Below are 25,439 nucleotides of genomic sequence, written 5' to 3'. Positions count from 1 at the left end.
GTCCGGTGCCGGGACACCCCGACACCGGACCGGTCCGTGCACCGGACGCCGTGCTCAGGCGCCGGGAGTGGACTGCGAACCCCCTTCCGCCCGCGGCGCGGCGGGCGCGGCCGGCGGGAGGGGCGGCTCCGGCTGCCCGGGGCCGCCGTGGGCGGTCAGGGCGTAGATGCCGATCACGTCGATCGCGAGCAGGGTCACCGACCAGAGCGGGTACGAGGGGGCGAAGGCCATCTGCGCGAAGGCGTTCAGACCGAGCACGACGACACCGGTCCACCGGGCCCACTGCGCGCGGGTCACCAGGACGCCGTAGGCCGCGGCGAGTTGGACGACGGCCAGGGCCAGGATCGCCCAGCCCCAGGCGCGCAGGTCGCCGAAGACGTAGTGGGCGTCGCCGATGAAGACGTGCGACCGTGCGATGGCGGCGATGCCGTCCAGGGCGTTGAGGGCGCCCAGCAGCACCAGCAGCACACCGGCGAAGGTGATCAGTCCGGAGCCCGGATGACCGGTTCCGCGGGCGCCGGCTGACGGGTTCGCACCGTGCGGGGCGATGGCGGTCATGGTTGCCTCCAGGTGGGGGTACGGCCGTGCCGCGCGCGACCGTGGCGTCGGCGGACCGGCTGGTCCACCGGCCGGGCGTCCGCGGCGGCGGCGAGGGGCCCGATGCCACCACTCAGTCAGATCCGCGCGGCGGCGGCACCACCCGGACCGGGTGATTCAGTGCCCGACGGCCACCTTGGCCGCCACGATGACCAGGCCCAGGACCAGGTTGACCGCGCCCTCGGCGGCGGCCTGGCGCGTCGTGGCTCCGGCCCGGCGGGCGCCCAGGGTCGCCCAGGTCACCTGCTGGGCCACGGCGACGCCGAGGGCGAGCCAGGCGTTCTCCCCGGCCCCGAGCCAGGGGCTGACCAGAACCGCCAGGGCGGGCAGTGCCGACGCCTCGACGAGCGGCCACTCGTGCCGACCGACCTTGCGCACCTGGTGCCACTTGACCGTGCGGCCGACCTCGCGCTCTCCGGCCACCTCGGCGTAGACGTGGGCGATCCAGAAGACCAGCCCGGTGATCACCAGCAGCAGGATGAGCGACAGCCGGGGGTGCGGCTCCTGGAGGCTGGAGGCCGCGATCACGGAGGCCGCCAGCATCGAGCCGTACACCGCGCCGGCGTAGTCCGTCCGGTTCGCGGCCCCCTCCGGGGCCCGTCCGGGCGGGGCCGGGGACTGACTGCGGGACGTTGCCACGGTGCCTCCTCCCGTCCCCGCGCGGGGGGACGACCGATGAGCCCGCTGCAGCCATCCTCGCCGCTCCCGGGGGCCCCGGCCTCACCCCCGGCAGGTGAGCGGTGGCGCGCCATCCGGCCCGGCCCGCCGGCCCCGCGCCGGAGGGCGCGCCACCGTACCGGCCGGCACCGCCCGTTCACCCACGCCGGGTGATCCGCGGCCCGGCCGCCGTTCGTACCGTGAGCGCGAAGGCCGTCCCTTCGCCCACCGGGGAGCACACCGTGAGCCCATACCCGATCGCCGAGTACCCCCCGATCGCCGAGCACGGCGTCATCGGCGACCTGCAGACCGCCGCGCTGGTGTCCACCGAGGGCGACATCGACTGGTGGTGCACGCCGCGCTTCGACTCCCCCAGCCTCTTCGCCTCCCTGCTGGACCACGGCAAGGGCGGGCGGTGCCGGCTCGCCGTCGACCGGGAGGCGGTGCCCGACGTCCAGGTGAAGCAGCTCTACCTGGCCGGCACCGCCATCCTGGTCACCCGCTTCCTCTCGCCGCAGGGCGTGGCCGAGGTCGTCGACTTCATGCCCCCCGACACCTCGCCGACCCCGAGCGACCGGCACCGGATCATCCGCACCGCCCGGGTGGTGCGCGGACGAGTGCCCTTCCTGCTGGAGTGCCGGCCCCGGTTCGACTACGGCCGCGCCACCCACCGGCTGACGCTGCCGGACGAGCGCCGCGCGGTACTGCGCGGGCCGGACCAGGAGCTGTGCGTCCAGGTCACCGACCCGGTCGTGCTCCACGCCGACGGCTCCGACGTCACCGCGCGGTTCACCCTGGACGCGGGCCGGATGGCCACCGTGCTCCTCACCACCGGCCCACCGGACGCCCCCGTTCCGGCCGCGCACAGCGACGCGGACAACCTCGCTGCCTTCGACGCCTGCCGGAGGTTCTGGTACGAGTGGATCAAGTCCTCGAACTACCAGGGCCGTTGGCGCCAGATGGTGGACCGTTCGGCGATCACCCTCAAACTGCTCAGCTACCACCCGACCGGCGCGTTGATCGCCGCCGCGACGATGGGACTGCCGGAGCAGGTCGGCGGGGAACGGAACTGGGACTACCGCTACACCTGGATCCGGGACGCCTCGCTGTCCGTCCACACCCTCACCGGCCTCGGCTTCCACGAGGAGGCGCGGGCCTTCCGCCGCTGGGTGCGGGACCGGGTCGATGCCGCCGGCAGCGAGCGCGAACGCCTCCAGATCATGTACCGCATCGACGGCGACCCCCACCTGACCGAGGAGTCCCTCACCCACTGGGAGGGCTACCGCCGTTCGTCCCCGGTGCGCGCCGGCAACGCCGCCGCCGACCAGCTCCAGCTCGACATCTACGGCGAAGCCGCCTACGCGTTCGCCGCCGACGAGAACGACATGGGCGCCCTGCGCGGCTGGGACGCGTTCCGCAAGCTCCTGGACTGGCTGACCGAACAGTGGGACCGCCCGGACGAGGGCATCTGGGAGACCCGCGGCGGACGCCAGGACTTCACCTACAGCCGGGTGATGTGCTGGGTGGCCTTCGACCGCGCCGTCCGCATCGCCCGGAAGTTCGCCCGCCCCGGCGACCTGGACCGCTGGAGTTCGGAGCGCGACGACATCCTGCGCCAGATCGTCCAGCGCGGCTGGAGCCCCGAGCGGAAGGCCTTCACCCAGCACTACGGCACCCAGGTGCTGGACGCCTCGCTGCTGCTCATGCCCAAGGTCGGCTTCCTCTCCCCCACCGACCCGGACTGGCTGTCCACCCTGGACGCCATGGACCGGGAGCTGGTCCAGGACAGCCTGGTCTACCGCTACGACCCGGCGGCCTCCCCCGACGGACTGAGCGGCTCCGAGGGCACCTTCAACCTCTGCACGTTCCTCTACGTCGAGGCCCTGGCCCGGGCGGGCCGGACCGACCAGGCCCGCTACGCCTTCGACAAGATGCTCACCTACGCCAACCACGTGGGCCTGTTCGCCGAGGAGATCGGCCCCTCCGGTGAGCAACTGGGCAACTTCCCGCAGGCGTTCACCCATCTCGCGCTCATCGACGCGGCGCTCGCCCTCGACGAGGAACTCGACCGCCGGGGTGCCGCCTGACGCACCCGCGCCCTCGGGCCCGTACGGGTCCGAGGGCCGGCGGGAGTCCGAAAGGAGACGGCCGTGGCCTCCCCTCCCCACCCGGCCCGCGGGCACCGCGACCTGCTGCCGTTCGCCGGGGTCGCGATGATCCTGCTGGCCCTGTTCAACGGCCTGGACGCCATCGCGGCGCTGACCGACTCCCCCGTCGTCACCGGCACCGAGCGCTTCGTGTTCGGCGATCTGCACGGCCTGGGCTGGGCGCTGCTCGTCCTGGCCGTCGCCCAGGGGCTGGCCGGCGTCACGCTGCTCACCGGTGACCTCCCGTCCCGCTGGTTCCCGGCGGTCGTGCTGTGCGCCAACGTCTTCGTCCAGTTCGTCTTCCTGCCGAGCTTCCCGGCCTGGTCGCTCACGATCATCGCCGTCGACCTCGCCGCGCTCTACGTGGTCCTCCGCGCGCCGGGGGACCCGCCGGAGGAAAGGACCCGGGAATGACCGGCACCGTCACCGCCCCCACCACCGCCACGGCCGGGCGCCGGGTGCTGATCCCGCTGGCGCTCGCCCAGTTCATCTGCAGCTTCGCCGGCTCCAGCATGAACGTGATGATCAACGACATCAGCACCGACCTGGACACCACCGTGCAGGGCGTCCAGGTCACCATCACCGTCTTCCTGCTGGTGATGGCCGCGCTGATGATCCCCGGCGGCAAGCTCACCGACCGCTGGGGCCGCAAGTTCTGCCTGATGGCCGGCCTGACCACCTACGGCGTCGGCGCCCTGCTCAGCGCGGCCGCCCCCGGACTCGGCGTCCTCATCCTCGGCAACTCCGTCCTGGAGGGCGTCGGCACCGCCCTGCTGATCCCCCCGGTCTACATCCTGACCACCCTGCTGTTCGCCGGCACCGCCGCCCGGGCCCGTGCCTTCGGCACCATCATGGCCTTCGGCGGCGTCGGCGCGGCGGCCGGTCCGCTCCTCGGCGGCCTGCTCACCACGGCCATCGGCTGGCGTGCCAACTTCGGCTTCCAAGCGGTGATCGTGGCCCTGATCGTGTTCCTCACCCGCAAACTGGAGGACCCGCTCCCCGCCGACCCCACCCGGCCGTTCGACACCGTCGGCGCCGTCCTGTCCGCGGCCGGCCTGGTCCTGCTGGTCACCGGCATCCTCGCCGCCGACAACAACACCTGGCTGATGATCGCCCTGCTGCTGGCCGGCGCCGCCGTACTGGCCGGCTTCTTCCGCTGGATCCGCCACCTGGAGCGCACCGGACGCGAACCGCTGCTGGCCACCAGCCTCTTCCACAACCGCACGTCGAACCTGGGCCTGGTCACCCAGAACGCGCAGTGGCTCGTCCTGATGGGCGTCTCGTTCACCGTCGGCGCCTACCTCCAGGTCGTCCGCGGCTACAGCGCCATCGCGACCGGCGGGGTCTTCACCGCCGCCACCGTCGGCCTGCTGGCCACCTCGCTCGCCGCCGAGCGGCTGGCCGCGCGCCACCCCCAGCGCAGCCTGATCCTCACGGGCTTCGCCGTCACCACCACCGGCATCGTCGTGCTCCTGCTGCTGGTCCGCGCCGTCGACTCGGTGTGGGCCTTCACGCCCGGACTGCTGCTGATCGGCCTGGGCATCGGCCTGATGCTCACCCCCTCGGTCAACATCGTGCAGTCCGCCTTCCCCGACAGCCGTCAGGGCGAGATCTCCGGGCTCTCCCGCAGCGTCTCCAACCTCGGCTCCTCCCTGGGCACCGCCGTCGCCGGCACCATCCTGGTCTCCACGCTCACCCGGAACAGCTACGCGGCGGCCATGGCCGCCCTCGCGCTCTGCGGCCTCATCGGCCTCTGCGCGGCGCTGTTCCTGCCGGGCGACCGGCCCGGCACCGCGCACACGCCGGGCGCCGGCCCGGACCGGTGAACCCGCCCGCGGCCGGGAGTCACCCCGGCTGGGTGATCCCCCGCGGCGCCCTGACGCGCAGCCTGGTCGCACGGGGGTCAGCGGGGATCGGCGGGCATTCGAGGAAGGACGCTCATGCGTTACGAGTTCCGTATCGCCGGCGCGATGCCAGACGTGACCGTCCGCGAGGCCTTTCCCGAGTTGGAGAGCGTTCTCGTGCCCGACCAGACCCTCCTGTTCGGCCGCGTCACGGACGAGGCCCACCTCTACGGCCTGCTGAGCCGCTTCCAGGCGCTCGGGCTGCACGTCGTGGAGCTGCGTCAACTGCCCGAGCAGGAACCGGCCGACCGGCCTCGGAGCCGGACCCCGGGCGGCTGAACCCGCGCCGGGCCGCCGCGCCGAACGGCGGCCCGCCCGACGTGCCGCACCCCGCCCCGCCGCCCGTTCCGGACGGAATCCGGAGTGCCCGCGCCCGCACCGGCCCCCTTCGACGGACCCTCCACCGACGGCGGGCCCCGCCGACGCCCCCACGAACGAGCCGCATCGACGGCCCGGCCGCCGACACCGACGGAGGGAGAGCGCAGTGGCGGAACAGCCCGGCCGGCCCGGCCGCACCGCCTGGCTCCGCGCCCGGTCCGCCTGGCTGCGGGGACGCACGGACACCCTGCGCGACGCCCCCTTCCCGCGCCGGCTCGCGGCGCAGCTGATCCACATCCACGTCCTGGACACCGCCACCCGCCTCGCGGCGCAGGTGTTCCTGACCGCCATCCCGGTGCTGTTCGTGCTGGCCGCCTTCATGCCGGACGAGGTGCGCACCACCGTCTCCGACTCCGTACGGACCGCCCTGGGGTTCCAGGGCTCCTCGCTCGACGAGGTCAAGGGGGTCCTCCAACCCGAGGGCAACACCGCCACCACCGACACCTTCGGCGGCATCGGGATCCTGGTGACCCTGCTCTCCGCCACGAGTTGCAGCCGCATCCTGCAGCGGCTGTGCGAGCGGACCTGGCACCTGCCCCACCTGTCGGGACGGCTGGCGGCCTGGCGGTGGCTCACCTGGCTGCTGGTGTGGCTCGCCGCCCTGGTCGTCCAGGGACAGGTGCGGTCCGGGTTCGGGGCGGGCGACGCCCTCGGGGTCTTCCTCTACCTGATCACGGCCACGCTGCTCTGGTGGTGGACCCAGCACCTGCTGCTCGGCGGCCGGGTGCCCTGGCTCGCGCTGCTCCCGGGGGCCCTGTTGACCGGCGCCTCGCTGACGGCGCTCGCCTGGGGGTCGCGGCTCTACGTCCCGCGTTCGCTGAACCGCAGTGTGACCCAGTTCGGCCCGCTCGGCCTGGTCTTCACCCTGCTCAGCTGGCTCATCGTGGTGTTCACCGCCGTCACGCTCGGCATCGGGATCGGCTACGTGCTGGCGCACCAGGGCCGGCTGGTGCGGCTGCTGGGGACTCCGGAGCCGCCCCCGGAGGACGAGGGGTGAGACTGCCGGGGGCGGTCGCCGCGGGTGGCGTTCACCCGTGCGGGTGAGCCCGTGTACGGCCCGGGGACGGGCGCCGGAACCGGTCGGCCGCGGGCCGCGGGCCGTTCGGGACCGGCCGCCAGGGCCGGTCGCCCCCTTTGCCGAGCCGGGCCGGGTCGGAAAGGATGGGAACCGTCAGTGATCCGCGCTTCCCGTGCGCCGCCCACCCTGAGGTGAGCACCATGGCCCTCAGCCCAGCCGTCGGGACCCCGGCCCGTCCGGTGGACGGCACCCGCCGCGGCCCCGCCGTGACGAACCGGATACCCGGCGGCGACCCGGTGCTCGCGGCCCGCTTCGCCGTGCCGGCGACCCCGGAGACCTTCGTCCGCCGGCAACGCCTGGTCGAGCGGCTCGGCGAGGGCCTGCGGACGTCCCTGCTGCTGGTGAGCGGTCCGGCGGGCGCCGGCAAGACCCTGCTGGTCGCGGACTGGGCCGCCACGGCCCGGCTGCCCGGGACCGCGGTCTGGCTCACGGTGGAGCGGGAGGACAACGCGCCGGGCGTGTTCTGGGCCTACGTCCTGGAAGCCGCCCGGCACCACGGCGTCGCCCTGCCCGACGACATCGGCAGTCCCGCCCGCGCCCACGAGGTCGACCACTCCCTGCTGGCCCGGCTGGCCGCCCAGCTGAGCCTCCGGGAGGAACCGGTGGTCCTGGTGCTCGACGAGTTCGAGCACGTGTCCTCCCCCGAGGTGGCCTCCGGGCTCCATTTCCTGCTCGGCCACGCGGGCCCCGGTCTTCGCCTGGTCCTGATCAGCCGCACGGAGCCGCTCCTGCCGATCCACCGGTACCGGGCCTCCGGCGCCGTCACCGAGGTCCGCGCCGCGGACCTGGCGTTCCGTCCGGACGAGGCCGCCGTGCTGCTGCGCCGGCACGGGCTCGGCCTCTCCGCCGAGAGCAGCCGGGCGCTGACCGAGCGCACCGGCGGCTGGGCCGCCGGCCTGCGACTGTCGGCCCTGGCGGCCCAGGGCGCGGCGGACCCCGAGGCCTTCCTGGCCGAGTTCGAGGCCGGCCGGAGCACGGTCGCGGACTTCCTGCTCGCCGAGGTCCTCGACACCCAACCCGCCGAGACCCAGGACCTGCTCCTGCGGACGAGCGTCCTGGACCAGATCCACCCCGACCTCGCCGACACCGTGACCGGCCGCCGGGACGGGGCACGGATCCTCGCGGACCTCTCCCGCGCCAACGCCTTCGTCGAGCCCGTCGGGCACGACTGGTACCGCTGCCACCCGCTGTTCGCCGGGATCCTGCGGGTCCACCTGGCGGCACGGAACCCGGGGCTGGACCGGGACCTGCACCGCACGGCCGCCCGGTGGCTGGCCGGGGCGGGACGGCTGACGGAGGCACTGTCGCACGCCGCGGCAGGCGGTGACTGGGAGTTCGCCGCCGTCCAGCTCGTCGACCACCTGGCCATCGGCCTGCTGTTCGCCGGCCGCGACGCCGAGCGGCTCGACGACCTGTTCGCCGGCATGACCGCCGACGCGCGGGGGCCGGCCCCGGAGCTGGTCCGGGCGGCCCGCGACCTCGCCCGCCACCATGCGCAGAGCGGTCTCGACCACCTCCGGCGCGCCGAGCAGCTCCTCGCGGAGTGCGGCGCCGAGGACGAGCCGGCGGCCCGGCTCACCCTGGCCCAACTGCGGGTGCTGGCGGGCCGGCTGCTCGGCTCGGCCGACCTCGCCCGGGCCGCCGCCGAGCAGGCCGGGCAGTGGGAGGAGCGCGTCCCGCCGCAGCTGCTGGAGGAGCACCCGGAGCTGACGGCGCTCCGGCTGAACGACCTCGGCTCGGTGCTGCTCTGGGAGGGCGGCCTCGACGCCGCTGGTGCGGCCCTGGCGGCCGCGGTGCGGACGGCCGACGGGCCCACCACCGCCGGACCGCGGCACGAGGCGCTCGCCCGGCTCGCCCTGGTCGACCTGCTCGACGGGAGGCCGGCGCGGTCCGAGGCCCGGCTGCGGAAGGCGGCGGCCGAGGCCGAGCGCGCCGGCCTGCCGCCGGCCTCCCGCACCGGGGTCGGCCCGCTGGTGCTGGCGGCCCTCGCCGTCGACCGCGACGACCTGCCCGCGGCGCGCGCGGCGGTCGACCGGGCGGCCGGGCCGGCTGTCGCCGGCCACGACCCGGCCGTCGCCGCCGGACTCGCGATCGTCCGGGCGAGGGTGCTGCTGGCCGACGGCCACCCCCGGGCCGCCCTGGACGCGCTCCCCCGGCCGGACGACGCCGCCGCCGCGGCCGGGCCCCCGCCGCCCTGGGTGCGGGAGGCCGTGGCCGTGACCGTCTCGGCCGCGCACCTCGCCGACGGCGATCCGGCCGCGGCCCTGGAAGCCCTGGAGCGCGGCGGCGTCGACGGCCCGGAGTGCGCGGTCGCCGCCGCACGGGCGCACCTCGCCGCCGGGGACGGCCGGAGCGCCCTCCGGGCCCTGGACGCCGTCCCCGACCACGGCGGCCACGGACCCGCCGTCACCGTCCGGCTGCTGCTGGCCCGGTCGCAGGCGGCCGCCGCCCTCGGCGACGACGCCGGCGCCCAGCGCCTGATCGCCCGGGCCCTCACCGTCGCCCGGCCCGAGCAGCTGCTCCGGCCGTTCCGGGACGCCGGGCCGTGGCTGCGGCGGCTGCTGCGTGCCCGGCCCGCGCTGGTGGCCTCCCACGGCTGGCTGCCCGCCGACCTGCTGCCCGGCTCCCCCGGCACGGCCGCCGACGGGGCCGCCGCCGCGCCGGAGCAGCCGGTCGAGCCGCTCAGCGACCGCGAACTCGACGTGCTGGAACGGGCCGCGCAGCTGCTGTCCACCGACGAGATCGCCGCCGAGCTGTTCCTCTCGGTGAACACGGTCAAGACGCACCTCAAGAGCATCAACCGCAAGCTCTCCGTGTCCGGGCGCAGCCGGGCCGTGCGACGGGCACGCGAGCTGCACCTGATCTGATCCCGCGCCGCCTCCCGGCCACCTGACGGCCGGGACCTCCCGGCCACGCTGCCGCCCGGCCCGTCACGCGGGGGCCGCCGCCTCAGCGATCCCCGGTACGGCGGCCGGACCGCGCCCGCGCCGCCCGGGGCGGATCGCCCCGCCGGGAGCGGCGCCGGCGGGAGCGGACGTAGTGCCACCCGACGACCAGCCCGCTCAGCCCCAGCAGGACGAGGACCATCGCGAGCAGGGAGTTGTCGGCGACCCGCACTCCGGTGAGCAGCACGACCAGCACCACGCCGGCCGTCGCCAGGAGCGCCACCACGGTCCGCAGCACCACCAGGATCAGGCCGGGCCGCAGCACGGACCGGTTCCAGTTCCGGGGCGGCGCCGCGGCGTCCGACGACCCGTACCGCAGCAGGGCGCGGTCGGCGAGCTCGTTGGTGGCGCGGCGGTACATCTCCGCGCACGCGGGCACCCAGACGAACGGCACCACGGTCCCGATGAGCAGCAGCACCCCGATGCCGGCCCAGCCGAGCCATTTGCGGATCCGGCCCCGGGTGGGCTTCTCGGGGGTCACCAGACCGATCAGGTAGGCCTGACGGCGGACGACGGACCACCAGGAGCCCCTGCTGCCGGCGTCGGCACCGGCCCGGGAGGCCTTCCGCAGGGCTTCCGCCGCCTCCTCCGGCGTCGGGTAGACGCCCTGCACCAGCAGGACCTCCACCGCCGCGTCGCCGCCGCAGGGGTCGTGGCCGGCCATGGCCGCCAGCTCCAGCACCATCCGCAGCTGGGCGAGCAGCGCGGCGACGAACGCGACCGGCAGCAGAAGGATGAAGGGGCCGCCGAGGAAGGAGCCGTCCACCACGGACCGGCGCACGCCCCGGGCGATGGCCTGCTCGGTGACCTCCGCCCGGTCGGCCCCCGCCCGTTCGGCTTCGCGCGCCTGCGCCGCGGCGTCGGCGGCGAGGGGGCCCAGGTACTCCACCGCGAAGACCGCCAGCCGCTCGGGCATGCGCGCGGGGTCCGCCCGGACCGTCCGCAGCAGGTCCACCAGCCCGGGTTGCCGTTCGCGCGCGCTCGCCGTTCCGCCCATCAGCCGCAGAATAACCCCGCGGATCGGGGGCCGCCCCGGGGCGGGCTCACCCCCGCGGGGTGAGCCGGACGGGCCCCGGGGCGCGCGCCGGCCGGCGGGTCAGGACAGGTAGTCCTCCAGCCCGCCGTCGCGCCGGATGTCCAGGGTGACGCAGTGGAAGCCGCCGCCGAGCACCCGGGAGTGCCGCAGCCGGTGTGGCAGGACGGTGATCCCGGTGTGCTCCAGCAGCTTGATCAGGCTCTCCTGGCCGGACTCGACGATCGCCGTGTCCGGGGAGACCATCAGCAGGTTCATGCTGATCCAGCTCTCGCTGAGCGCGTGCTCGGGCGTGTCACCGGTGGGCTCGGCCGGCGGGCACCACAGGACGTCCCAGCCCCGCAGCGGCTCCGGGACGGTCTCCGGGCTGATCCGCTCCGGGTTGAGCAGCACCAGCCCGGGCCGCAGCAGCGCGATGGTGCTGTCGATGTGGGTGTAGCCGTAGATGTCGCGCAGCGGGTGCAGCCGCAGGCCGCCGTCGCCGAGCAGGCCGAGCGTCGACTCGAGCCACTGCAGGCCGAGTTCGTTCCCGCTGCGGGAGACCTGGTAGAACACGTCCCGGCCGAGCCGCAGCACGTTGGCGGCGTCGAACACCGGCTCCGCCTCGCCCAGCAGCGGGAGTCCGTCCGCGTCGAACTCGAAGAGCTCGTCCCTCAGCTGCGGCCGGGGCGCGGCCAGCCAGCGCGCGCCGCGGCGCAGGTAGTCCTGGAAGAGTCCGCGCAGCCCGAAGACCTCGAAGTAGCGCTGCCGCATCGGGCTGGCGACCTCGATCACCGTCTCGCCGACCACCAGCGAGAGGTCGCGGGGGCAGTAGGAGTGGAAGCCGCCGTCGGCCTTCCAGAGCGGGGAGGAGAACTCGGCCGCGTGGTCGACCGTTTCGGGCTGGTGGACGGTGACGCCGAGGCCGCGCAGGGTGGCCGCCAGGGCGTCCAGGTCCTCCTCGGTCTCCTCGACGACCTGCTGCGAGTAGGGGCCCGCCTGGATCGAGGCGAGGTCGGCGGCACTGGTCTTCGGGAAGCAGGACAGCCACGAGGACGGCTCGGTCTGCTCGGGCAGCCGGGCGCCGACCGCCGTGCCGACCACGACTTCCCGCAACGTGGTGAACTCGTCCCAGCTGTGGACCGGGCTGACCGGACGGACCGGGCCGGCCGAATCGGCCGGACTGACCGAATTGGACATGACTCCCCCTTGACACGGGTTTGGGAACACGCGGATACGGCGGCGAACGCGACGGCTTCGAACTGCACGGCGTGACGGCGGGCCGGGTCGGACAAGCCCTGGCGCCGGACGGCCGCGAGCCGCCCGCGGAGCGAGGTCCCCGGACATGCGGAACCCGCGGTGGAAATCGGTGTGGATTGAATCGCCGGCCCGCCTCCGGCCGACCACGGCGTTCGGGAAATCAGCGGCCGGGCAGCCGAATTCGCCTTTCGACGGGCCCGGGATCGATCGTCAAGCTACCCGCCCGGCCGACGGCGGCGCAAGGACCGTGATCGGCACCGAATACGCCGCCGTGACCGGCCGCCGATTGATCCGCCGTTGTTCGACTCCCGCATTCCGGCGCTGATCAATACCCGGCCGACGGCCCGGCCGGGCCGCCCGCGGTGCCGCCCGGCCGCCGCACCGCGCGCCGCCCGGCGCTCACCACCGCCAGGCCCGGCGGATCCGGTTCCCGCCCGCCAGCGCCAGCAGCGCCCCGCCCGCCGCGGCGACCCCGGCCACCGCCAGGTTCTGCCGCTGCGCCCGGCGCCGGTCGGCGACGGCCGCCCGCACCGAGGCCGCCAGGAAGGCCCGCTCGACCCCGGCGGCGGCCAGCTCGCCGGTCTCCACCCGCCGCCTGAGGTCATCCAACCGGACGCCCCGGAACAGCAGTTCCGGATCCCGGTCGGCGGCCGCCCAGCCCCGCGCCGCCGCGGTGAGCCTGCGCTGCTCCCCCAGCGCGTCGCGGCCCTCCGCCAGCCACCCGCGCAGCCGGGGCCAGGCCTGCGGGAGCGCGTGGTGGGACAGCTCGACGGTGTCCCGGTCCACCACCACGAGCCGGGCCCGGACCAGCCGTTCCAGTACCTCCGGCACGCCGGGGTCGTCGAACTCGGCCCGCCGGACCGGCTTGCGGGTGCCCTCGTCGCTGCCGGGCACCAGCTCGCCGCCGGACGCCAGCCCGTCGCCCAGCGCCGGCGCCCGGTCGGCGGTGTCCTCGTCGGCGCCGAGCAACTCCCCGCCGAGCCGCAGGAACACGGCCCGTGCCCGGGTCCGGTCGGCCGCCTCCAGCCCGTTGTACAGCGTCTCCGCCGTCCGGGCCAGCGCGCCCTCGAACCCGCCCGTGGCCTGGAACCCGGCCAGGGTGAGGGCGTTCCCGCTGCGCCGCCGCCAGGTCTCCAGCAGCGCCGCCGACAACAGCGGGAGCGCACCCGGCTGTTGCGCGGCGGTCGAGATGAGGACGGCCAGCAGGGCGCCCTCGACGGTACAGCCGGCCCGTAACGCCGGTTCGGTGATCGCCCGCCGCAGTTCGTCCGGCGCCGGGCGCCCCACCGACAGCACCCCGTGGCGACCGACCTCGGCCAGCCCCGGGTGCTCGGCGAACAGCGGCCCGCTCTGGTCCGAGCGGACCACCAGCACCACCCGGCACCGGGCCGGCGCCGCCACCGGCAGCCCGGCCAGGGCCTCGCCCGGGCCTCCCGCGGCCGTCGCCACCAGCGCGTCCAGGAACCGCGCCCGCTCGGCGGCGTCCCGGCAGCGGGTGCGCAGCTGCTCGCCCTGGTCCACCACCAGCACCGGGTCCCCGGCCGCCGCCGCGGACGCACCGCGCGTCGTCTCCCCGGCTCGCTGCCCGAGCCGGGCGAGCGCGAGCGCGTACGCCTCCATCGGTCGTTCTCCCGGCGTCAGCAGCGCCACCGGGACGTCGGCACCTGCCGCGGCCCGTCCCGCTCCGCCGCCCGCCCTGCCGGCCGACGCACCGACCACCGGGGTCATCCCGAGCCGGGCCAGCAGACCGGCTCGGACCAGGGAGGACTTGCCCGCCCCCGACGGCCCGGTGACGATCACCAGCCGACGTTCGGCCAGCAGGGCGACCAGCCGGTCCAGCAGCGCCTCCCGGCCGAAGAACCGCTCGGCGTCGACCGCCTCGAACGCCGCCGCGCCCGGGTAGGGCGCGCGCCCGGCGTCCTGGGCGCGCCGCCGGGTGGCGGCGTCGGCGGCCAGTTCGGCGGCCAGCAGCTGCCAGCGGTGCCGCCACTCCCGCACGTCCCCGCCGCAGGCTTGGACGTAGGCGAGGGTGACGGCGAGGCTGGGCAGCCGCCGGCCGCCGGCCGCCACCGACAGACTGGCGGCCGAACAGTGTGCCCGGAGGGCGAGTTGACGGTACGGCGGGCTTCCGGCGCGCTCCCGCAGGGCCCGTAGATCGCCCGCGAACCGCAGCAGCGACCCGTCCCCAGGGTCCAGCGGACTTTCCCGACGCGGCACGACGGCCCCCTTCTTCGTTGAAGTGGTGTCCCGACACCCATGAGTGCCGACGAGCCACGCGCGGCGCGCGTGGCTCGTGTTCATCCCCCGGTGATTCATCATGCACAGCACAGTTGGCGTCAAACAATGGTGCGTACGGGTCGGTTGTTCCGAGTTGATGTTCAATGTCCAGCCGCACGGCGCCGAACAAAGCCGGTGGGATAGAACCGGGGCCCGCAGCCTTCGCTGACTTCGGAGATGTCCATGAAGTTCACGCGGTACTGCCGTTCCCTCCTGTCCACACCCGCGATGGCGGTGGAGCGGTACACCAAGAGCCACCAGTCCGGGGCCGACATCGCGATGGTCGATCTGGAGGATTCGGTCCCACCCGCCCGGAAGGAGGAGGCCCGTCGGCTGGCCGAGGAGTTCTTCACGCTCCCGTCCACCAAGCTCGCGCGCAGCGCGGTGCGCATCAACACGCTGTCCGGGCCGGACGGCCTGCGCGACCTGATCGCCATCACCCGGTACCGCGTCAAGCCGGACCTCGTGCTGATCCCGATGGCGGAGTCCCCCCGGGACGTCGAGATCGCCGCCGGCGCGCTCGGTCCGGACTGCCCGGAGACGGAGTTCCTGGCCGTCGTGGAGACCCCGCTGGGCGTGGAGCACGCGCCCGCCATCGCGGCCGCCGGGCACCGGCTGCGCGGACTGGTCTTCGGCTCGGCCGACTACGCCTTCGCGGTCGGCGCCCGGCTCTCCTGGGAGGCCCTGTCCCACGCCCGCGCCCGGGTGGTCAACAGCGCCCGCGCCGCGGGGGTGGAGGCGATGGACGCCCCGTACTTCGAGGTCGCCGACCTGGCCGGGCTGCGCCAGGAGGCCGGGCTCGCCCGGGACTTCGGGTTCAGCGGCAAGATCGCCGTCCACCCGCGCCAACTCGCGCTGATCAACGAGACCTTCAGCCCGGACGAGGAACTGCTGGCGCGCGCCCGCCGGGTGGTCGCGGCGGGTCTGGAGAACGGCCGCTCGGTCACCGTGGTGGACGGGGTGATGGTCGGCATGCCGTTCTTCGAGGCCTCCCAGCGCCTGATCGAGCAGTTCGACCCGCCACGCCCCGACGGCCCGCCCCGCCCCGACGGCCGGCACCACTCCCCGGGCCACCCGCCCACCGACACCCCGAACCACGCGACGGAGAAGTGACGATGACCGAAGAATCGATCCTCGGCCCGCGCCGGTACCGCAACGCCGAGGCCATGCTGGCCACCGCGGACCCGGTCTGGCAGGCGGCCGCCGCCAACGGCCTGATCGGCATCACCGTGGACTCGGAGTCCAACAACCGGCTGATCGTCCGCGAGAGCGGCCACGAGTTCGCCAACATGGTCTCCTGCGCGTACCTGGGCCTGAACAACCACCCCTCGGTCGCGGCCGCCGCGGTGGACGCACTGACCGAGTCCCGCAGCACCTGGCTGGTCACCTCCACCACCCGGATCCGGCACAACCTGCTGGTGCGCCTGGAGGAGGAACTGGGCGAGCTGTTCGGCGCGCACATCCTCCCGGGGGCGTCCTGCACCTCGCTCACCGCCGGCATCCTGCCGCTGATCGCCTCCGGCCACCTGGACGGCACCTGCCGGGGCGGCGGCGGGCCCCGGGTGATGGTCTTCGACCGCTTCTGCCACTTCTGCATGGCGTACGTGAAGCCGATCTGCGCCGACGAGTCGATGGTGCTGACCTGCCCGCACAACGACCTGAACTACCTGGAGGACATCTGCCGCAAGTACCCGCGGGTCGCCTACGTGGCGGACGGCGCGTACTCGATGGGCGGCGCGGCGGCGCTCGACGGGCTGCTCGAACTCCAGGACCGCTACGGGCTGTTCCTCTACATCGACGACTCCCACTCGCTGTCCATCATGGGCGAGCGCGGCGAGGGCTTCGTCCGCTCCCGCCTGGAGATGAACCCGCTGACGGTGATCGTCGCGAGCCTCGGCAAGGGCTTCGGCACCGGCGGCGGCGTCGCGATGCTCGGCAACCGGGAGCAGTTCGAGTTCCTGCACCGGCACGCCGGCCCGGTCGGCTGGTCGCAGAACGTCGCCCTGCCGCTGGTCGGCGCCTCGCTGGGCAGCGCCGCCATCCACCGCTCCCCGGAACTGAGAGACCTCCAGGCGAAGTTGAACCGCAACATCGACCTGTTCGACGAGCTGCTGCCGACCACTTTCGCGGGCAACGGCCTGCCGGTGCGCCGGGTCGACGTCGGCGACGCCGAACAGGCGGTCAAACTGTCCGCCCAGCTCTTCGAGCGCGGCTTCTACAGCTCGGCGGTGTTCTTCCCGATCGTCCCCAAGGGCGAGGCCGGGCTCCGGCTGATGATGCGCGCCGACATGGACGAGCGGCTGATCCGCGAGTTCGCCGGTCACGTCAAGGAACTCACCGCCGACCTCTAGCCCCGGGAGCAGCCGTCATGGAAGGAACCGAACCCGCCGGCTACCGGCGGATCGGCGAGCGCCGCTACCGCGAGGTGGTCGGACGCTACTACGAGGAGTTCGAGGTCGGCGAGGTGGTCGAGCACCGCCCCGGGCGGACCGTCACCGAGCTCGACAACGTGCTGATGAGCATGCTGAGCATGAACGACGCCCCGCTGCACATCGACGCCGCCTACAGCGCGCACACCCCCTGGGGACGGCCGATCGTCTCCAGCCTGGTCACGCTCAGCATCGTCGGCGGGATGACCGCCCGCTCGACGAGCGGGCGCACCATCGCCAACCTGGGCTGGGAGAACATCCGGATGACCCACCCGGTGTTCACCGGCGACACCCTCTACGCGGAGACCGAGACCCTCGCCACCCGGCTGTCCAAGAGCCGCGCCGGGCAGGGCATCGTGAGCTGCCGCACCACCGGGACGAAATCCACCGGCGAGGTCGTGGTGGTGTTCGAACGCAGCTTCCTCGTGCCGCTGCGCGGCCACGGCCTGGACGAGGTCGCCGGGTACTGACCGGCGCCGGGCCCGGCACCGCGTGGTGTCGGGCCCGGCGGGCGGCTCAGTCCTCGCGGCCGACGTCCACCAGCACCTTCCCCATCGTCTCCCGGGCGGCCAGCACCCGGTGCGCCCCGGCCACCCCGGACAGCGGTACGGTCCGGTCGATGCGCGCCACCAGCCGCCGCCCGGCCGCGAGTTCGAAGAGCCGGGCGGCGGTGGCCGCGAACAGCGCCCGGTCCGCCAGGACGTGCTGCAGCCAGAAGCCCAGCAGTCCCGCCGAACGGTCGGCCAGCTCGTCCACCGAGAAGCTCTCCTCCGGCCCGCCCCGGGCCCCGACCGACAACAGCCGCCCGAACGGCGCCAGTCCGGCCAGCCCCGCGCGCAGCACCGGACCGCCGACCAGGTCGACGAACAGGTCCACCCCGCCCGACTCCCCGAGCCGGTCCGCCAGGCCGGGATCCGCCGGGTCGAGGACCCGGTCCGCCCCGAGCGAGCGCGCGAACTCCCGCTTCGCCGGGGTGGAGGCCAGGGCGAGCACCCGGCCCGCGCCCAGCTCCCGTGCCAGCTGCACCGCCAGGTGGCCGACCCCGCCGGCGGCGGCGGTGACCGCGACGGTCTCGCCCGGTCGCAGCCGCCCCGCCAGGGTCAGCGCGCCGTAGGCCGTCGCCCCCTGCTCCAGCAGTGCGAGCGCCTGCGCGTCCGCCACGCCGTCCGGCACCTCCACGGTGTGCGCCGCCTCGGCGACCGCCACCCGGGCGTACCCGCCGCCGGCGCGCAGCAGCGCCACGACCCTCCGCCCGTCCCCGCGCCGCCGCCCGACCACGTCGGCGCCGAGCACCGCGGGCAGCGGGTAGCGCGCGTACTCGCCGGTGCGGCAGTGCAGGTCCGCGTAGTTGAGGCCGGCCAGGGTGACGTCGATCAGCACCTGCCCCGGGCCGGCCACCGGCTCGGGCACCGTCTCGGTGCGGAACTCCTCCGGCCCGCCGTAGCGGTGGATCACCGCGGCGCGCATCCCGCGCACGGCCGCGCCGGACGTCGTCCGGCCCGCGTCGGACGTCATCCGGCGAAGAGCGCGAGCAGGGCGGCCTCCAGGGCGCGGGCGGCCTCCGGAGTCTCGGCGACCGTGCAGTACATCACCGAGCCGTCGGCCGGCGCGAAGTCGCAGCTGTACAGCACGCCGGTGCCGGTCTCCGGGTCGAAGGCGAGCCCGGCCTCGCCGATCGCCGCCACGGCCCGCGCGAAGGACGGCACCTTGAGGCCGGCCAGCTCCAGGATGTAGCGCGAGTCGCGGTGCTCCGCGCGCAGCAGTCGGCCGAAGTAGGCGTCGTGCAGGTGGCTGGAGCCGGTGAGCCGGCCGTTGGTCTCGTGGAACCGGATCTCGCCCTTCGGGGTCAGGACGGCGTCCGCGCTGACCGTCCCCCGGTAACCGATCACGCGCAGCGCCTCGCACAGCTTGGCGCCCTGGGCGACCATCTCGGCCACGGCCCCGGCGTCCGGGGTGACCGGCGGGGTGATCTCCCCGACCACCACCGGCTGCATCACCATCTCGCCGCAGCCGGCCAGGACCACGGCCGTGTCGTCGATGACGAACTGTGCGTACAGCGCCACGGAGTCGGTGAAGTACCGCTCCACCACGACCCGTTGGCCGCGCCCGCCGGTCAGCCAGGCCCACCGCCCGGCCACGTAGGCGGCCACCGCCGCCCGGTCCGGCAGCGGCACGACCCGCTCGGCACCGGCCGCCGTGTCCACCCGCTCGTCCCGGGTGAGGACCTCGTTGCCGAACCCGCCCGCCTGGAACTCGACCTTCACCATCACGCTGTGCCCCTGCGCCAGCAGGTCCTCGACGGCGGCCTCGACCTCCGCGGGGGAGCCCGCCACCCGCCCGGGCGGGATCGGCACCCCGGTGCCGGCAGCCACCGCCCGGAACCCGGCCTTGCTGTTGACCAGCGCGTTGCCGCCCTGCGCGGCGAAGGACTGGCCGGGCATGGCGTGCGCGACGCCGAGCGCGTCGGCCAGTTCGGCGACCGCGCCGTTCGGCGAGATCGCCAGCACCTCCTCGACCGTCCGGCCCTCCAGGACGCGGCGCAGCTCCGCCCGGAATCCCGGGTCGGCCAGCCGGTCGGTGGTGAGCATCTGGTCGCCCTCGGCGCCCGCCGGCGGTATCACGAAGGTCAGGCTGTCGGCCCGCACACCGGTCAGCCCGGTGACGTACGCCAGGTACTCCGGGTCCGGGCCCCAGGGCAGCACCAGGACGTCACCGTCCTCGGCCCACCAGAGCATCCGCTGCGCCCCGCAGCCGGCGAACCGCTGCTCCAGCGGCGTCATCCCGGTGAGGTCCCCGACCATCTCCTCGGTGCGGTTGTTCGCGATGCAGAGCGTCGTCATCTGGTGGACTCTCCCGGCGTTCGGCGCTGTTGCGGCCCTGGTCCCAGCACGGCACGGCTGTGACGTGCGCTACCGGTGTAGCGCACCGGGGTTGTTCTGGTTCGGTCCTCGGTCATTGAACAAAACACCGAACAACCGGGCCGTACAGCGGTGCGGGACGCCGCGGCGGGGGGGGGGCGGGCGGCCGGCCGGGGGGCGGGGGCGGCGCGGCCCCCACCGCGCGGGCGTTACAGGGGGGCGGGACCCCGCGGCGGCTGGCCCCGCGGCGACGGTGGTGCCGCGGTGCACGCCGGACACCCCGGTGTCCGCCGCCCGCACCGCCGGTGCCGGGTGGGCGGGGGCAGGAACCGGGTGGGGCGGGATCAGCCCTTGGCGACGCCGGGGTAGTGGCGCAGGAACAGCGCCTCGACCAGGGCCATCCGCTCGATCTCGGTGGGGTCGACGCTCTCGTTGGGTGCGTGGATGAGGCAGCGCGGCTCCTCCACGCCCATCAGGATCAGCTCGGCGTCGGGGAAGGTGGAGGCGAGGACGTTGCAGAGCGGGATGGATCCGCCCTGGCCGAGGTAGGCGATCGGTGTGCCGTAGGCCTCGCGCATGGCGCGGTCGAGTGCGACGTAGGCGGGTCCGTCGGTGGCGGCGCGGAACGGTGAGCCGGTGCCCTCGCGTTCGACCTCGACCCGGGCGCCCCAGGGGGCCGCGGCCCTGAGGTGGGCCGTCAGGGCGTCGGCGGCCGCGGCGGCGTCCGTTCCGGGCGGTACCCGCAGGCTGACCCGGGCCCTGGCGCGGGCGGGGACGGCGGCGGCCGAGCCGACCACGGGCGGGCAGTCGATGCCGAGCACGGTGACGGCGGGGCGGGCCCACAGCCGGTCCGCGACCGTGCCGGAGCCGGTCAGCCGCACGCCGTCCAGCACCCCGGCATCGGCACGGAACTGCTGCTCGTCGTAGCCGACGCCCGGCCAGCCGCCGTCGGCGTCGAGGCCCTGGACGCGGGTGCCGCCGTCCGGGTCGCGCAGCGAGTCCAGGATCCGGATCAGCGCGGCCAGGGCGTCCGGGGCCGGGCCGCCGAACATCCCCGAGTGCACGTCCCCGGCCAGGGTGGAGACGGTGACCACGACGTTGGCGAGGCCGCGCAGCGAGGTGGTGGCGGTCGGGACGCCGACGGCGGCGTTGCCGGTGTCGCAGATCAGCAGCGCGTCGGCGCGCAGCTCGTCGGCGTGTCCGGGGACGTAGGCCTCCAGTCCGCCGGTGCCCTGTTCCTCGGAGCCCTCGACCACCAGCTTCAGCCCGACCGGGAGGTCATCGCCGAGCGCGCGCAGCGCGGTGAGGTGCATGACGATGTTGCCCTTGCAGTCGGCGGCGCCGCGTCCGTACCAGCGGCCGTCGCGTTCGGCGAGTTCGAACGGCGGGGAGTGCCAGGCTTCGTCGTCCAGCGGGGGCTGGACGTCGTAGTGGCTGTACAGCAGGACGGTCGGCGCGCCGGGCGGCGGCGGACGGTGACCGATCACGGCGTGGCTGCCGTCCGGCGTCTCGGCCAGGTGCACGTCCTCCAGCCCGGCGTCGGCGAACGCCGCGGCAACCCACTCGGCGGCCCGTCGGCAGTGCTCGGGCGGGTACTGCCGGGCGTCGGCGACGGACGGCATCGCCACCAGTTCGGCGAGGTCGGCCTTGGCCCGCGGCATCAGCGCGGCGATCCGGGCGGCGAGGTCGTCGGCCGCGCCCGGGGCGGCGGTCGGCTCAGTCATTGATGACGTCCGAGGTCTTGAGGTCGTCGATCTGTTCCTGGTAGCCGGCCAGCTTGTCCGGGCAGTAGACCTTGATCACCTCGGCGCCGGCTTCGAGGATCTTGCGGTCGACGATGACCGGGCGCATGCCGGGGCCGCCGGCCCCGTTGGTGAGCTGGGTGAGCCACAGTCCCTGCCGCAGGTCCGAGTTGGGGCGGTCGCAGACCGCTCCGCCGTCGGTGCCCAGCGTCAGGGCGATGTTGTGCGGGTTGCGGGCGGCGAAGCCCTTGGCGACCAGGGCGTCGTTCAGCTGGTTCGCCTTCCGATAGGCCTCGTTGGTGGCCTTCTGCTGGGTGTAGGTGAGCAGGCCGGCGATCATCATGCCGACCAGCACCACGATCGCGCCGATGTAGATCCACCGGTGCTGGGATGCCATCCGGGTCGGGCTCATGCCACTGCCTCCTCCGTGGTGTCGGCGTCGGGCTGGCGCCAGCTCGGCTTGCGCGCTTTCAGGAAGGAGAACGGGATCACGACTCCGAGGAGCAGCAGGCCGCCGCCGACGATGCCGATGTAGGCCCAGGCGCTACCGCCGCCGAACTGCGAGGACGGGACGAATCCGATCACCATGGCCAGCGCCGAGGCGACGAAGCCGACCACGCAGATCGTGGTGAGCAGCGGTGCGCGGTAGCCGCGCGGGTGGTCGGGCTGCTTGCGGCGCAGCTGGATGGCGGCGAGGAACATCAGGAGGTACATGATCAGGTAGACCTGGGTGGTGATCACCGAGAAGATCCAGTAGACGCTGGAGACGTCGGGGATCAGCGCGTAGAGCAGGGCGATGACCGTGGTGAGGAGGCCCTGGGTGACGAGGATGTTCTGCTGGATGCCGTGGGGGTTGAGCTTCTGCAGGAACGGCGGCAGGTAGCCCTCCTGGCGGGAGATCAGGAGCAGGCCCTTGGACGGTCCGGCGAGCCAGGTGAGCATGCCGCCGAGGGAGGCGGAACACAGGGCGATCGCGACGATCGGGACGAGCCAGCCGATGTGGAAGTACTGGAAGAAGGCGTCGAAGGCCTGCATGACGCCGGCGGTGAGGCTGAGCTGGTCGGCCGGGATGACCCAGCTGATGGCGAGGGCCGGCAGGATGAAGATCAGCAGGACCATGCCCATGGCCAGGAACATCGCCTTCGGGAACTCCTTGGCGGGGTCGCGCAGTTTGTTGACGTGGACGGCGTTCATCTCCATGCCGGAGTAGCTGAGGAAGTTGTTGACGATCAGCACCAGGCTGGCGATGCCGGTCCACTGGGGGAAGATGTGGGAGGCGTCCATCGGCGCGGCCGAGGGGTTGCCCTGTCCGAGGAAGACGAACCCGAGCAGGACCAGCAGGGTGCCGGGGATCAGCGTTCCGATGATCAGGCCCCAGGAGGCCAGGCCGGCGACGGCGTTGGTGCCGCGGGAGGACACCCAGACGCCGGTCCAGTACAGGACCACGATGACGATCGCGGTGTAGACCCCGTTGCTGGCGAGCGCGGGGTTGATCACGTAGGAGATCGTGCTGGCCACGAAGGCCAGCAGACTGGGGTAGTAGAAGATCGTCATGGCGAACTGGCACCACACGGCCAGGAAGCCCAGCGGCTTCGACAGCCCCTGCGCCACCCAGTTGTAGACCCCGCCCGTCCAGCCGGAAGCCAGCTCCGCCGACACCAGCGCCGTCGGCAGCAGGAACACGACGGCGGGCAGCAGGTAGAGGAAGACGCAGGCGAGGCCGTACACCGCCATGGTCGGCGCGGCGCGCAGGCTCGCGACCGAACTGGTCGTCATCAGGGCCAGCGTGAGCCAGGTGATCTTGTTCGCCCCGGCCGCGGCCCGCGCGGCATCGACCGCCCTCGCGCCCGCACCCCCCGCCCGGCCCGCATCACCACCCGGTGTGTCCACGGTGCTCAACAGGTGCCTCCTCGACTGGTTCGTCGACGCCCCGTGCGTCGAGTCCGATCGTGGCGGCCCGTCCCGGGCACCGCACGCCCGCTTGCGCTGTTGGGTGGGAGCGCGAGCCCGTACGGCCCTTCCGGCTTGCGCCCGGGCCCGCGCCCGCCCCGGTGCCGGTCGGTGACCGGCACCGCGGTCGGAGCGGTGGGCCCGGACGCGGAGCGTCAGCGGGCGGTCAACGGCGCTGGAGGGACCTGACGTTGTCGCCGAACGTCCAGCCCTTCGAGCCGTCCCAGTTCACCGACCAGGTCATGAGACCCTTCAGCGCGCCGCCGAAGGCGTTCCAGGACTGGCCGACCAGGCCCGGGTCCAGGTAGCCGCCGCCCGCGCCGGGCTGGGCCGGCAGGCCGGGCACCTGCTTGTCGTAGGGCACCTTGACGGTGGTGCCCTGGATGGTCAGGCCGTTGTTCAGGCAGCTGGTCTGCTGGGTGAAGCCCTGGACGGTACCGGCCTGGTAGGAGTCGCCGGAGCAGCCGTACATGCTCCCGTTGTAGTACTGCATGTTCAGCCACCACAGCTGCCCGTTGTCGGCGTACTTCTTGACGATCGGCAGGTAGGCGCCCCAGATCGACCCGTAGGTGACGCTTCCGCCGGTGACGTACGCGGTCTCGGGGGCCATCGTCAGACCGAAGCCGGCGGGCATCCGGGCCAGCACCCCGTCGATGATCCGGATCAGGTTGGCCTGGGAGGGGGACAGCGTGGTGATGCTGCCGCTCCCGGACAGGCCGGTCTCGATGTCGATGTCGATCCCGTCGAAGTTGTACTTCTTGAGGATCGGGACGACGGTCGCCACGAACCGGTCGGCGACGGCGCTGGAGCTCAGGTCGATGCCCGCGGCGGCGCCGCCGATCGACATCAGGATCGTCGCCCCGGCCGCCTTGGCCTGGCACATCTCGGCGGGGGTCGGGACCTTGACGTTGGCGTCCATGCCGTCCTGCCACTGGACGGTGCCGTCCGAGAGGATCACCGGGAAGGCGGCGTTGATGACGTTGTAGCCGTGCGCGGCGATCCGGCTGTCCGTGACGGGGACCCAGCCCATGCCGGGGTGGACGCCGTTCGCGGCGCCGTCCCAGTTCTCCCAGTACCCCTGGAGGACCTTGCCGGACGGCTTGGGCTTCGTGGGGCAGGTGTCGCCGGGGGGCGCGGTGGTCGGGGGCGTGGTGGTGGTCGGCGGCGTGCTGGTGGGCGGTGTGGTCGTCGGCGGGGCGGTGGTGGGCGGCGCGGTGGTGGGCGTGGTGGCGGTCGGTGTGGGGCTGCTGCCGCCGGGGCCGCTGAGCGACACGTCGTCCGCGTAGTAGGCGGGCTGCCCGTACCAGCCGTGCAGGTAGACGGTCACCGAGGTGGTGCTCGGCCCGGTGGAGAATCCGACGCTGAGCCGGCCGTACGACGGGCTGCTCGGTGTCCAGGTGGACTGGGCGCCGCTGAGGCCGGTGCCGGTGGCACCCAGGTAGACGTAGCTGCCCTGGACGTAGGCGCTCAGCGTGTACTGGGAGTCGGGCTGCACGCTGACGGTCTGGGTGCACTGGGCGTCGTCCTGGCCGGTGGGCGTGGCCTGGAGCGCCGAGGTGCCGGAGTGGACCGGACTGCCGACGGCGACGCCGGAGCCTCCGGAACAGCTCCAGCCGGAGAGTCCGTTCTCGAATCCGGGGTTGGTCACCAGCTCGGTGGTGGCGGCCCCGGCCGTGACGGTGCCGGCCACGGCGATGCCGGCTCCGATGACGGCGGCGGCACTCACCGCGGCGAGGGAGCGGATGAGGACGGTCGGCCGGTGCTCGGCGCCGCCGGCCCGCGCGCGTTCCACGGTCGTCCGTTGCGGGCGGGTGGTCCGGAGCGGCTCTCCTGCGGCCCGGCCGGCTTCGGGGCGGCCCTGGTCCGGGCCGGGGCGGAACCCGTCCGACGGGCGTGGGGTGCGCGGCCTTCGACGGAACATGCGGTGCTCCCTTCCCGCCGAGCGTCATGGACATGACCGACGCGTGGGGGCGTGACGCCCGGCTCTGGGTGAGGTGGGGACATGTGGGGCTGTGCCGGTCCGGATCGTAGGAGGGGCCACCAGGCCCGTCAATAGGTCTGGACCAATTGGCGAGACGGCGGCAAGTCCGCCCACACCGCCGCCCGGCCGGTCCGGCCGACCGAACCACCGGGGCGGGCCGGGGCGCACGCGCCCCCCCCGTGCCCCCCCAAGTGTGGCGTCTGACAGGCGGGATACCCGCCCGG

Annotated in this window: 20 protein-coding genes and 1 pseudogene; 9 read left to right on the top strand and 12 right to left on the bottom strand. The window is 74.2% G+C overall.

Annotated elements, in window-relative coordinates; translation table 11 throughout:
- Positions 1-54: 54 nt before the first annotated feature.
- Complete coding sequence (locus tag ACFV04_RS34905; RefSeq protein ID WP_380534924.1) at positions 55-558, bottom strand: hypothetical protein; 504 nt, start codon at positions 556-558, stop codon at positions 55-57.
- 156 nt (positions 559-714) lie between these two features.
- Positions 715-1,236, bottom strand: a complete 522-nt coding sequence (locus ACFV04_RS34900) for a hypothetical protein (protein WP_380335584.1) — start codon at positions 1,234-1,236, stop codon at positions 715-717.
- A 275-nt stretch (positions 1,237-1,511) separates the two neighbouring features.
- On the opposite strand from ACFV04_RS34900, the gene ACFV04_RS34895 reads away from it, so the two are divergent.
- The 6 genes from ACFV04_RS34895 (at position 1,512) to ACFV04_RS34870 (ending at position 9,628) form a co-directional block, all read left to right on the top strand.
- Positions 1,512-3,341 (top strand): glycoside hydrolase family 15 protein, encoded by a 1,830-nt coding sequence (locus tag ACFV04_RS34895; protein WP_380336017.1) that lies wholly within the window; start codon positions 1,512-1,514, stop codon positions 3,339-3,341.
- Between the two features lie 63 nt (positions 3,342-3,404).
- Positions 3,405-3,815, top strand: a complete 411-nt coding sequence (locus tag ACFV04_RS34890; RefSeq protein ID WP_380335587.1) for a hypothetical protein — start codon at positions 3,405-3,407, stop codon at positions 3,813-3,815.
- A complete protein-coding gene (locus ACFV04_RS34885) occupies positions 3,812-5,227 on the top strand; it encodes an MFS transporter (protein WP_380335590.1) in 1,416 nt (471 codons plus the stop codon). The genes ACFV04_RS34890 and ACFV04_RS34885 overlap by 4 nt, the downstream gene beginning before the upstream one ends.
- A gap of 114 nt (positions 5,228-5,341) precedes the next feature.
- Positions 5,342-5,584, top strand: a complete 243-nt coding sequence (locus tag ACFV04_RS34880; protein ID WP_380335593.1) for a hypothetical protein — start codon at positions 5,342-5,344, stop codon at positions 5,582-5,584.
- A gap of 205 nt (positions 5,585-5,789) precedes the next feature.
- A complete protein-coding gene (locus tag ACFV04_RS34875) occupies positions 5,790-6,680 on the top strand; it encodes a YhjD/YihY/BrkB family envelope integrity protein (protein WP_380335596.1) in 891 nt (296 codons plus the stop codon).
- Between the two features lie 221 nt (positions 6,681-6,901).
- Positions 6,902-9,628, top strand: a complete 2,727-nt coding sequence (locus ACFV04_RS34870; RefSeq protein ID WP_380534921.1) for a LuxR C-terminal-related transcriptional regulator — start codon at positions 6,902-6,904, stop codon at positions 9,626-9,628.
- A gap of 82 nt (positions 9,629-9,710) precedes the next feature.
- On the opposite strand, the gene ACFV04_RS34865 is transcribed toward ACFV04_RS34870, so the two are convergent.
- The 3 genes from ACFV04_RS34865 to ACFV04_RS34855 form a co-directional block, all read right to left on the bottom strand.
- Positions 9,711-10,703: a hypothetical protein gene (locus ACFV04_RS34865; protein ID WP_380335601.1), complete on the bottom strand. Its 993-nt coding sequence runs from the start codon at positions 10,701-10,703 to the stop codon at positions 9,711-9,713.
- A 99-nt stretch (positions 10,704-10,802) separates the two neighbouring features.
- A complete protein-coding gene (locus ACFV04_RS34860) occupies positions 10,803-11,918 on the bottom strand; it encodes an inosamine-phosphate amidinotransferase 1 (protein WP_380335604.1) in 1,116 nt (371 codons plus the stop codon).
- Positions 11,919-12,377: 459 nt separating this feature from the next.
- Positions 12,378-14,195 carry a hypothetical protein gene (locus tag ACFV04_RS34855; RefSeq protein WP_380534919.1) on the bottom strand — a complete coding sequence of 606 codons (1,818 nt, stop codon included), beginning with the start codon at positions 14,193-14,195 and terminating at the stop codon, positions 12,378-12,380.
- A gap of 243 nt (positions 14,196-14,438) precedes the next feature.
- Here ACFV04_RS34855 and ACFV04_RS34850 point away from each other — a divergent pair, with 243 nt between their 5' ends.
- From ACFV04_RS34850 to ACFV04_RS34840, 3 genes are read left to right on the top strand one after another with little or no spacing between them, the layout of a single operon-like run.
- Complete coding sequence (locus ACFV04_RS34850) at positions 14,439-15,368, top strand: HpcH/HpaI aldolase/citrate lyase family protein (RefSeq protein WP_380534917.1); 930 nt, start codon at positions 14,439-14,441, stop codon at positions 15,366-15,368.
- A 2-nt stretch (positions 15,369-15,370) separates the two neighbouring features.
- Complete coding sequence (locus tag ACFV04_RS34845) at positions 15,371-16,606, top strand: aminotransferase class I/II-fold pyridoxal phosphate-dependent enzyme (RefSeq protein WP_380534915.1); 1,236 nt, start codon at positions 15,371-15,373, stop codon at positions 16,604-16,606.
- A gap of 17 nt (positions 16,607-16,623) precedes the next feature.
- Positions 16,624-17,154, top strand: a complete 531-nt coding sequence (locus ACFV04_RS34840) for a MaoC family dehydratase (RefSeq protein ID WP_380335616.1) — start codon at positions 16,624-16,626, stop codon at positions 17,152-17,154.
- Between the two features lie 46 nt (positions 17,155-17,200).
- On the opposite strand, the gene ACFV04_RS34835 is transcribed toward ACFV04_RS34840, so the two are convergent.
- The 7 genes and pseudogenes from ACFV04_RS34835 to ACFV04_RS34805 all read right to left on the bottom strand — a co-directional run.
- Positions 17,201-18,199, bottom strand: coding sequence for a zinc-binding alcohol dehydrogenase family protein (locus ACFV04_RS34835; RefSeq protein WP_380335618.1), 999 nt, complete (start codon positions 18,197-18,199; stop codon positions 17,201-17,203).
- On the bottom strand, positions 18,196-19,524 hold the full coding sequence (locus ACFV04_RS34830; RefSeq protein ID WP_380534913.1) for a peptide ligase PGM1-related protein: 1,329 nt from the start codon (positions 19,522-19,524) through the stop codon (positions 18,196-18,198). The genes ACFV04_RS34835 and ACFV04_RS34830 overlap by 4 nt, the downstream gene beginning before the upstream one ends.
- Before the next feature lie 362 nt (positions 19,525-19,886).
- Positions 19,887-21,266, bottom strand: a complete 1,380-nt coding sequence (locus tag ACFV04_RS34825; RefSeq protein WP_380534911.1) for a dipeptidase — start codon at positions 21,264-21,266, stop codon at positions 19,887-19,889.
- Positions 21,259-21,696, bottom strand: coding sequence for a hypothetical protein (locus tag ACFV04_RS34820; RefSeq protein ID WP_380534909.1), 438 nt, complete (start codon positions 21,694-21,696; stop codon positions 21,259-21,261). The genes ACFV04_RS34825 and ACFV04_RS34820 overlap by 8 nt, the downstream gene beginning before the upstream one ends.
- Entirely contained in the window at positions 21,693-23,183 is a 1,491-nt protein-coding gene (locus tag ACFV04_RS34815) for an APC family permease (RefSeq protein WP_380534907.1), read from the bottom strand. Before ACFV04_RS34815 ends, ACFV04_RS34820 begins: the two co-directional genes overlap by 4 nt.
- A 217-nt stretch (positions 23,184-23,400) precedes the next feature.
- The gene (locus ACFV04_RS34810; protein WP_380534926.1) at positions 23,401-24,507 is read right to left on the bottom strand and encodes a chitinase; all 1,107 of its coding nucleotides are present in this window, start codon (positions 24,505-24,507) and stop codon (positions 23,401-23,403) included.
- Between the two features lie 42 nt (positions 24,508-24,549).
- Positions 24,550-25,155, bottom strand: a pseudogene (locus tag ACFV04_RS34805) (carbohydrate binding domain-containing protein); the annotation flags it as partial.
- Between the last annotated feature and the right edge of the window lie 284 nt (positions 25,156-25,439).

This window comes from Kitasatospora sp. NPDC059599 (genome assembly GCF_042735125.1).
Classification (GTDB): domain Bacteria; phylum Actinomycetota; class Actinomycetes; order Streptomycetales; family Streptomycetaceae; genus Kitasatospora.
Note: the sequence above shows the minus strand (reverse complement) of the source record. Positions and strands in the feature narration are given on the sequence as shown.

Excerpts from the sequence above, each read along its gene's own strand:
- ACFV04_RS34885 (WP_380335590.1), top strand. The coding sequence starts at position 3,812 with ATGACCGGCACCGTCACCGCCCCCACCACCGCCACGGCCGGGCGCCGG.
- ACFV04_RS34830 (WP_380534913.1), bottom strand. The coding sequence starts at position 19,524 with ATGACGACGCTCTGCATCGCGAACAACCGCACCGAGGAGATGGTCGGG.
- ACFV04_RS34880 (WP_380335593.1), top strand. The coding sequence starts at position 5,342 with ATGCGTTACGAGTTCCGTATCGCCGGCGCGATGCCAGACGTGACCGTC.
- ACFV04_RS34905 (WP_380534924.1), bottom strand. The coding sequence starts at position 558 with ATGACCGCCATCGCCCCGCACGGTGCGAACCCGTCAGCCGGCGCCCGC.
- ACFV04_RS34835 (WP_380335618.1), bottom strand. The coding sequence starts at position 18,199 with ATGACGTCCGACGCGGGCCGGACGACGTCCGGCGCGGCCGTGCGCGGG.
- ACFV04_RS34860 (WP_380335604.1), bottom strand. The coding sequence starts at position 11,918 with ATGTCCAATTCGGTCAGTCCGGCCGATTCGGCCGGCCCGGTCCGTCCG.
- ACFV04_RS34820 (WP_380534909.1), bottom strand. The coding sequence starts at position 21,696 with ATGAGCCCGACCCGGATGGCATCCCAGCACCGGTGGATCTACATCGGC.
- ACFV04_RS34870 (WP_380534921.1), top strand. The coding sequence starts at position 6,902 with ATGGCCCTCAGCCCAGCCGTCGGGACCCCGGCCCGTCCGGTGGACGGC.
- ACFV04_RS34840 (WP_380335616.1), top strand. The coding sequence starts at position 16,624 with ATGGAAGGAACCGAACCCGCCGGCTACCGGCGGATCGGCGAGCGCCGC.
- ACFV04_RS34865 (WP_380335601.1), bottom strand. The coding sequence starts at position 10,703 with ATGGGCGGAACGGCGAGCGCGCGCGAACGGCAACCCGGGCTGGTGGAC.
- ACFV04_RS34825 (WP_380534911.1), bottom strand. The coding sequence starts at position 21,266 with ATGACTGAGCCGACCGCCGCCCCGGGCGCGGCCGACGACCTCGCCGCC.
- ACFV04_RS34845 (WP_380534915.1), top strand. The coding sequence starts at position 15,371 with ATGACCGAAGAATCGATCCTCGGCCCGCGCCGGTACCGCAACGCCGAG.
- ACFV04_RS34850 (WP_380534917.1), top strand. The coding sequence starts at position 14,439 with ATGAAGTTCACGCGGTACTGCCGTTCCCTCCTGTCCACACCCGCGATG.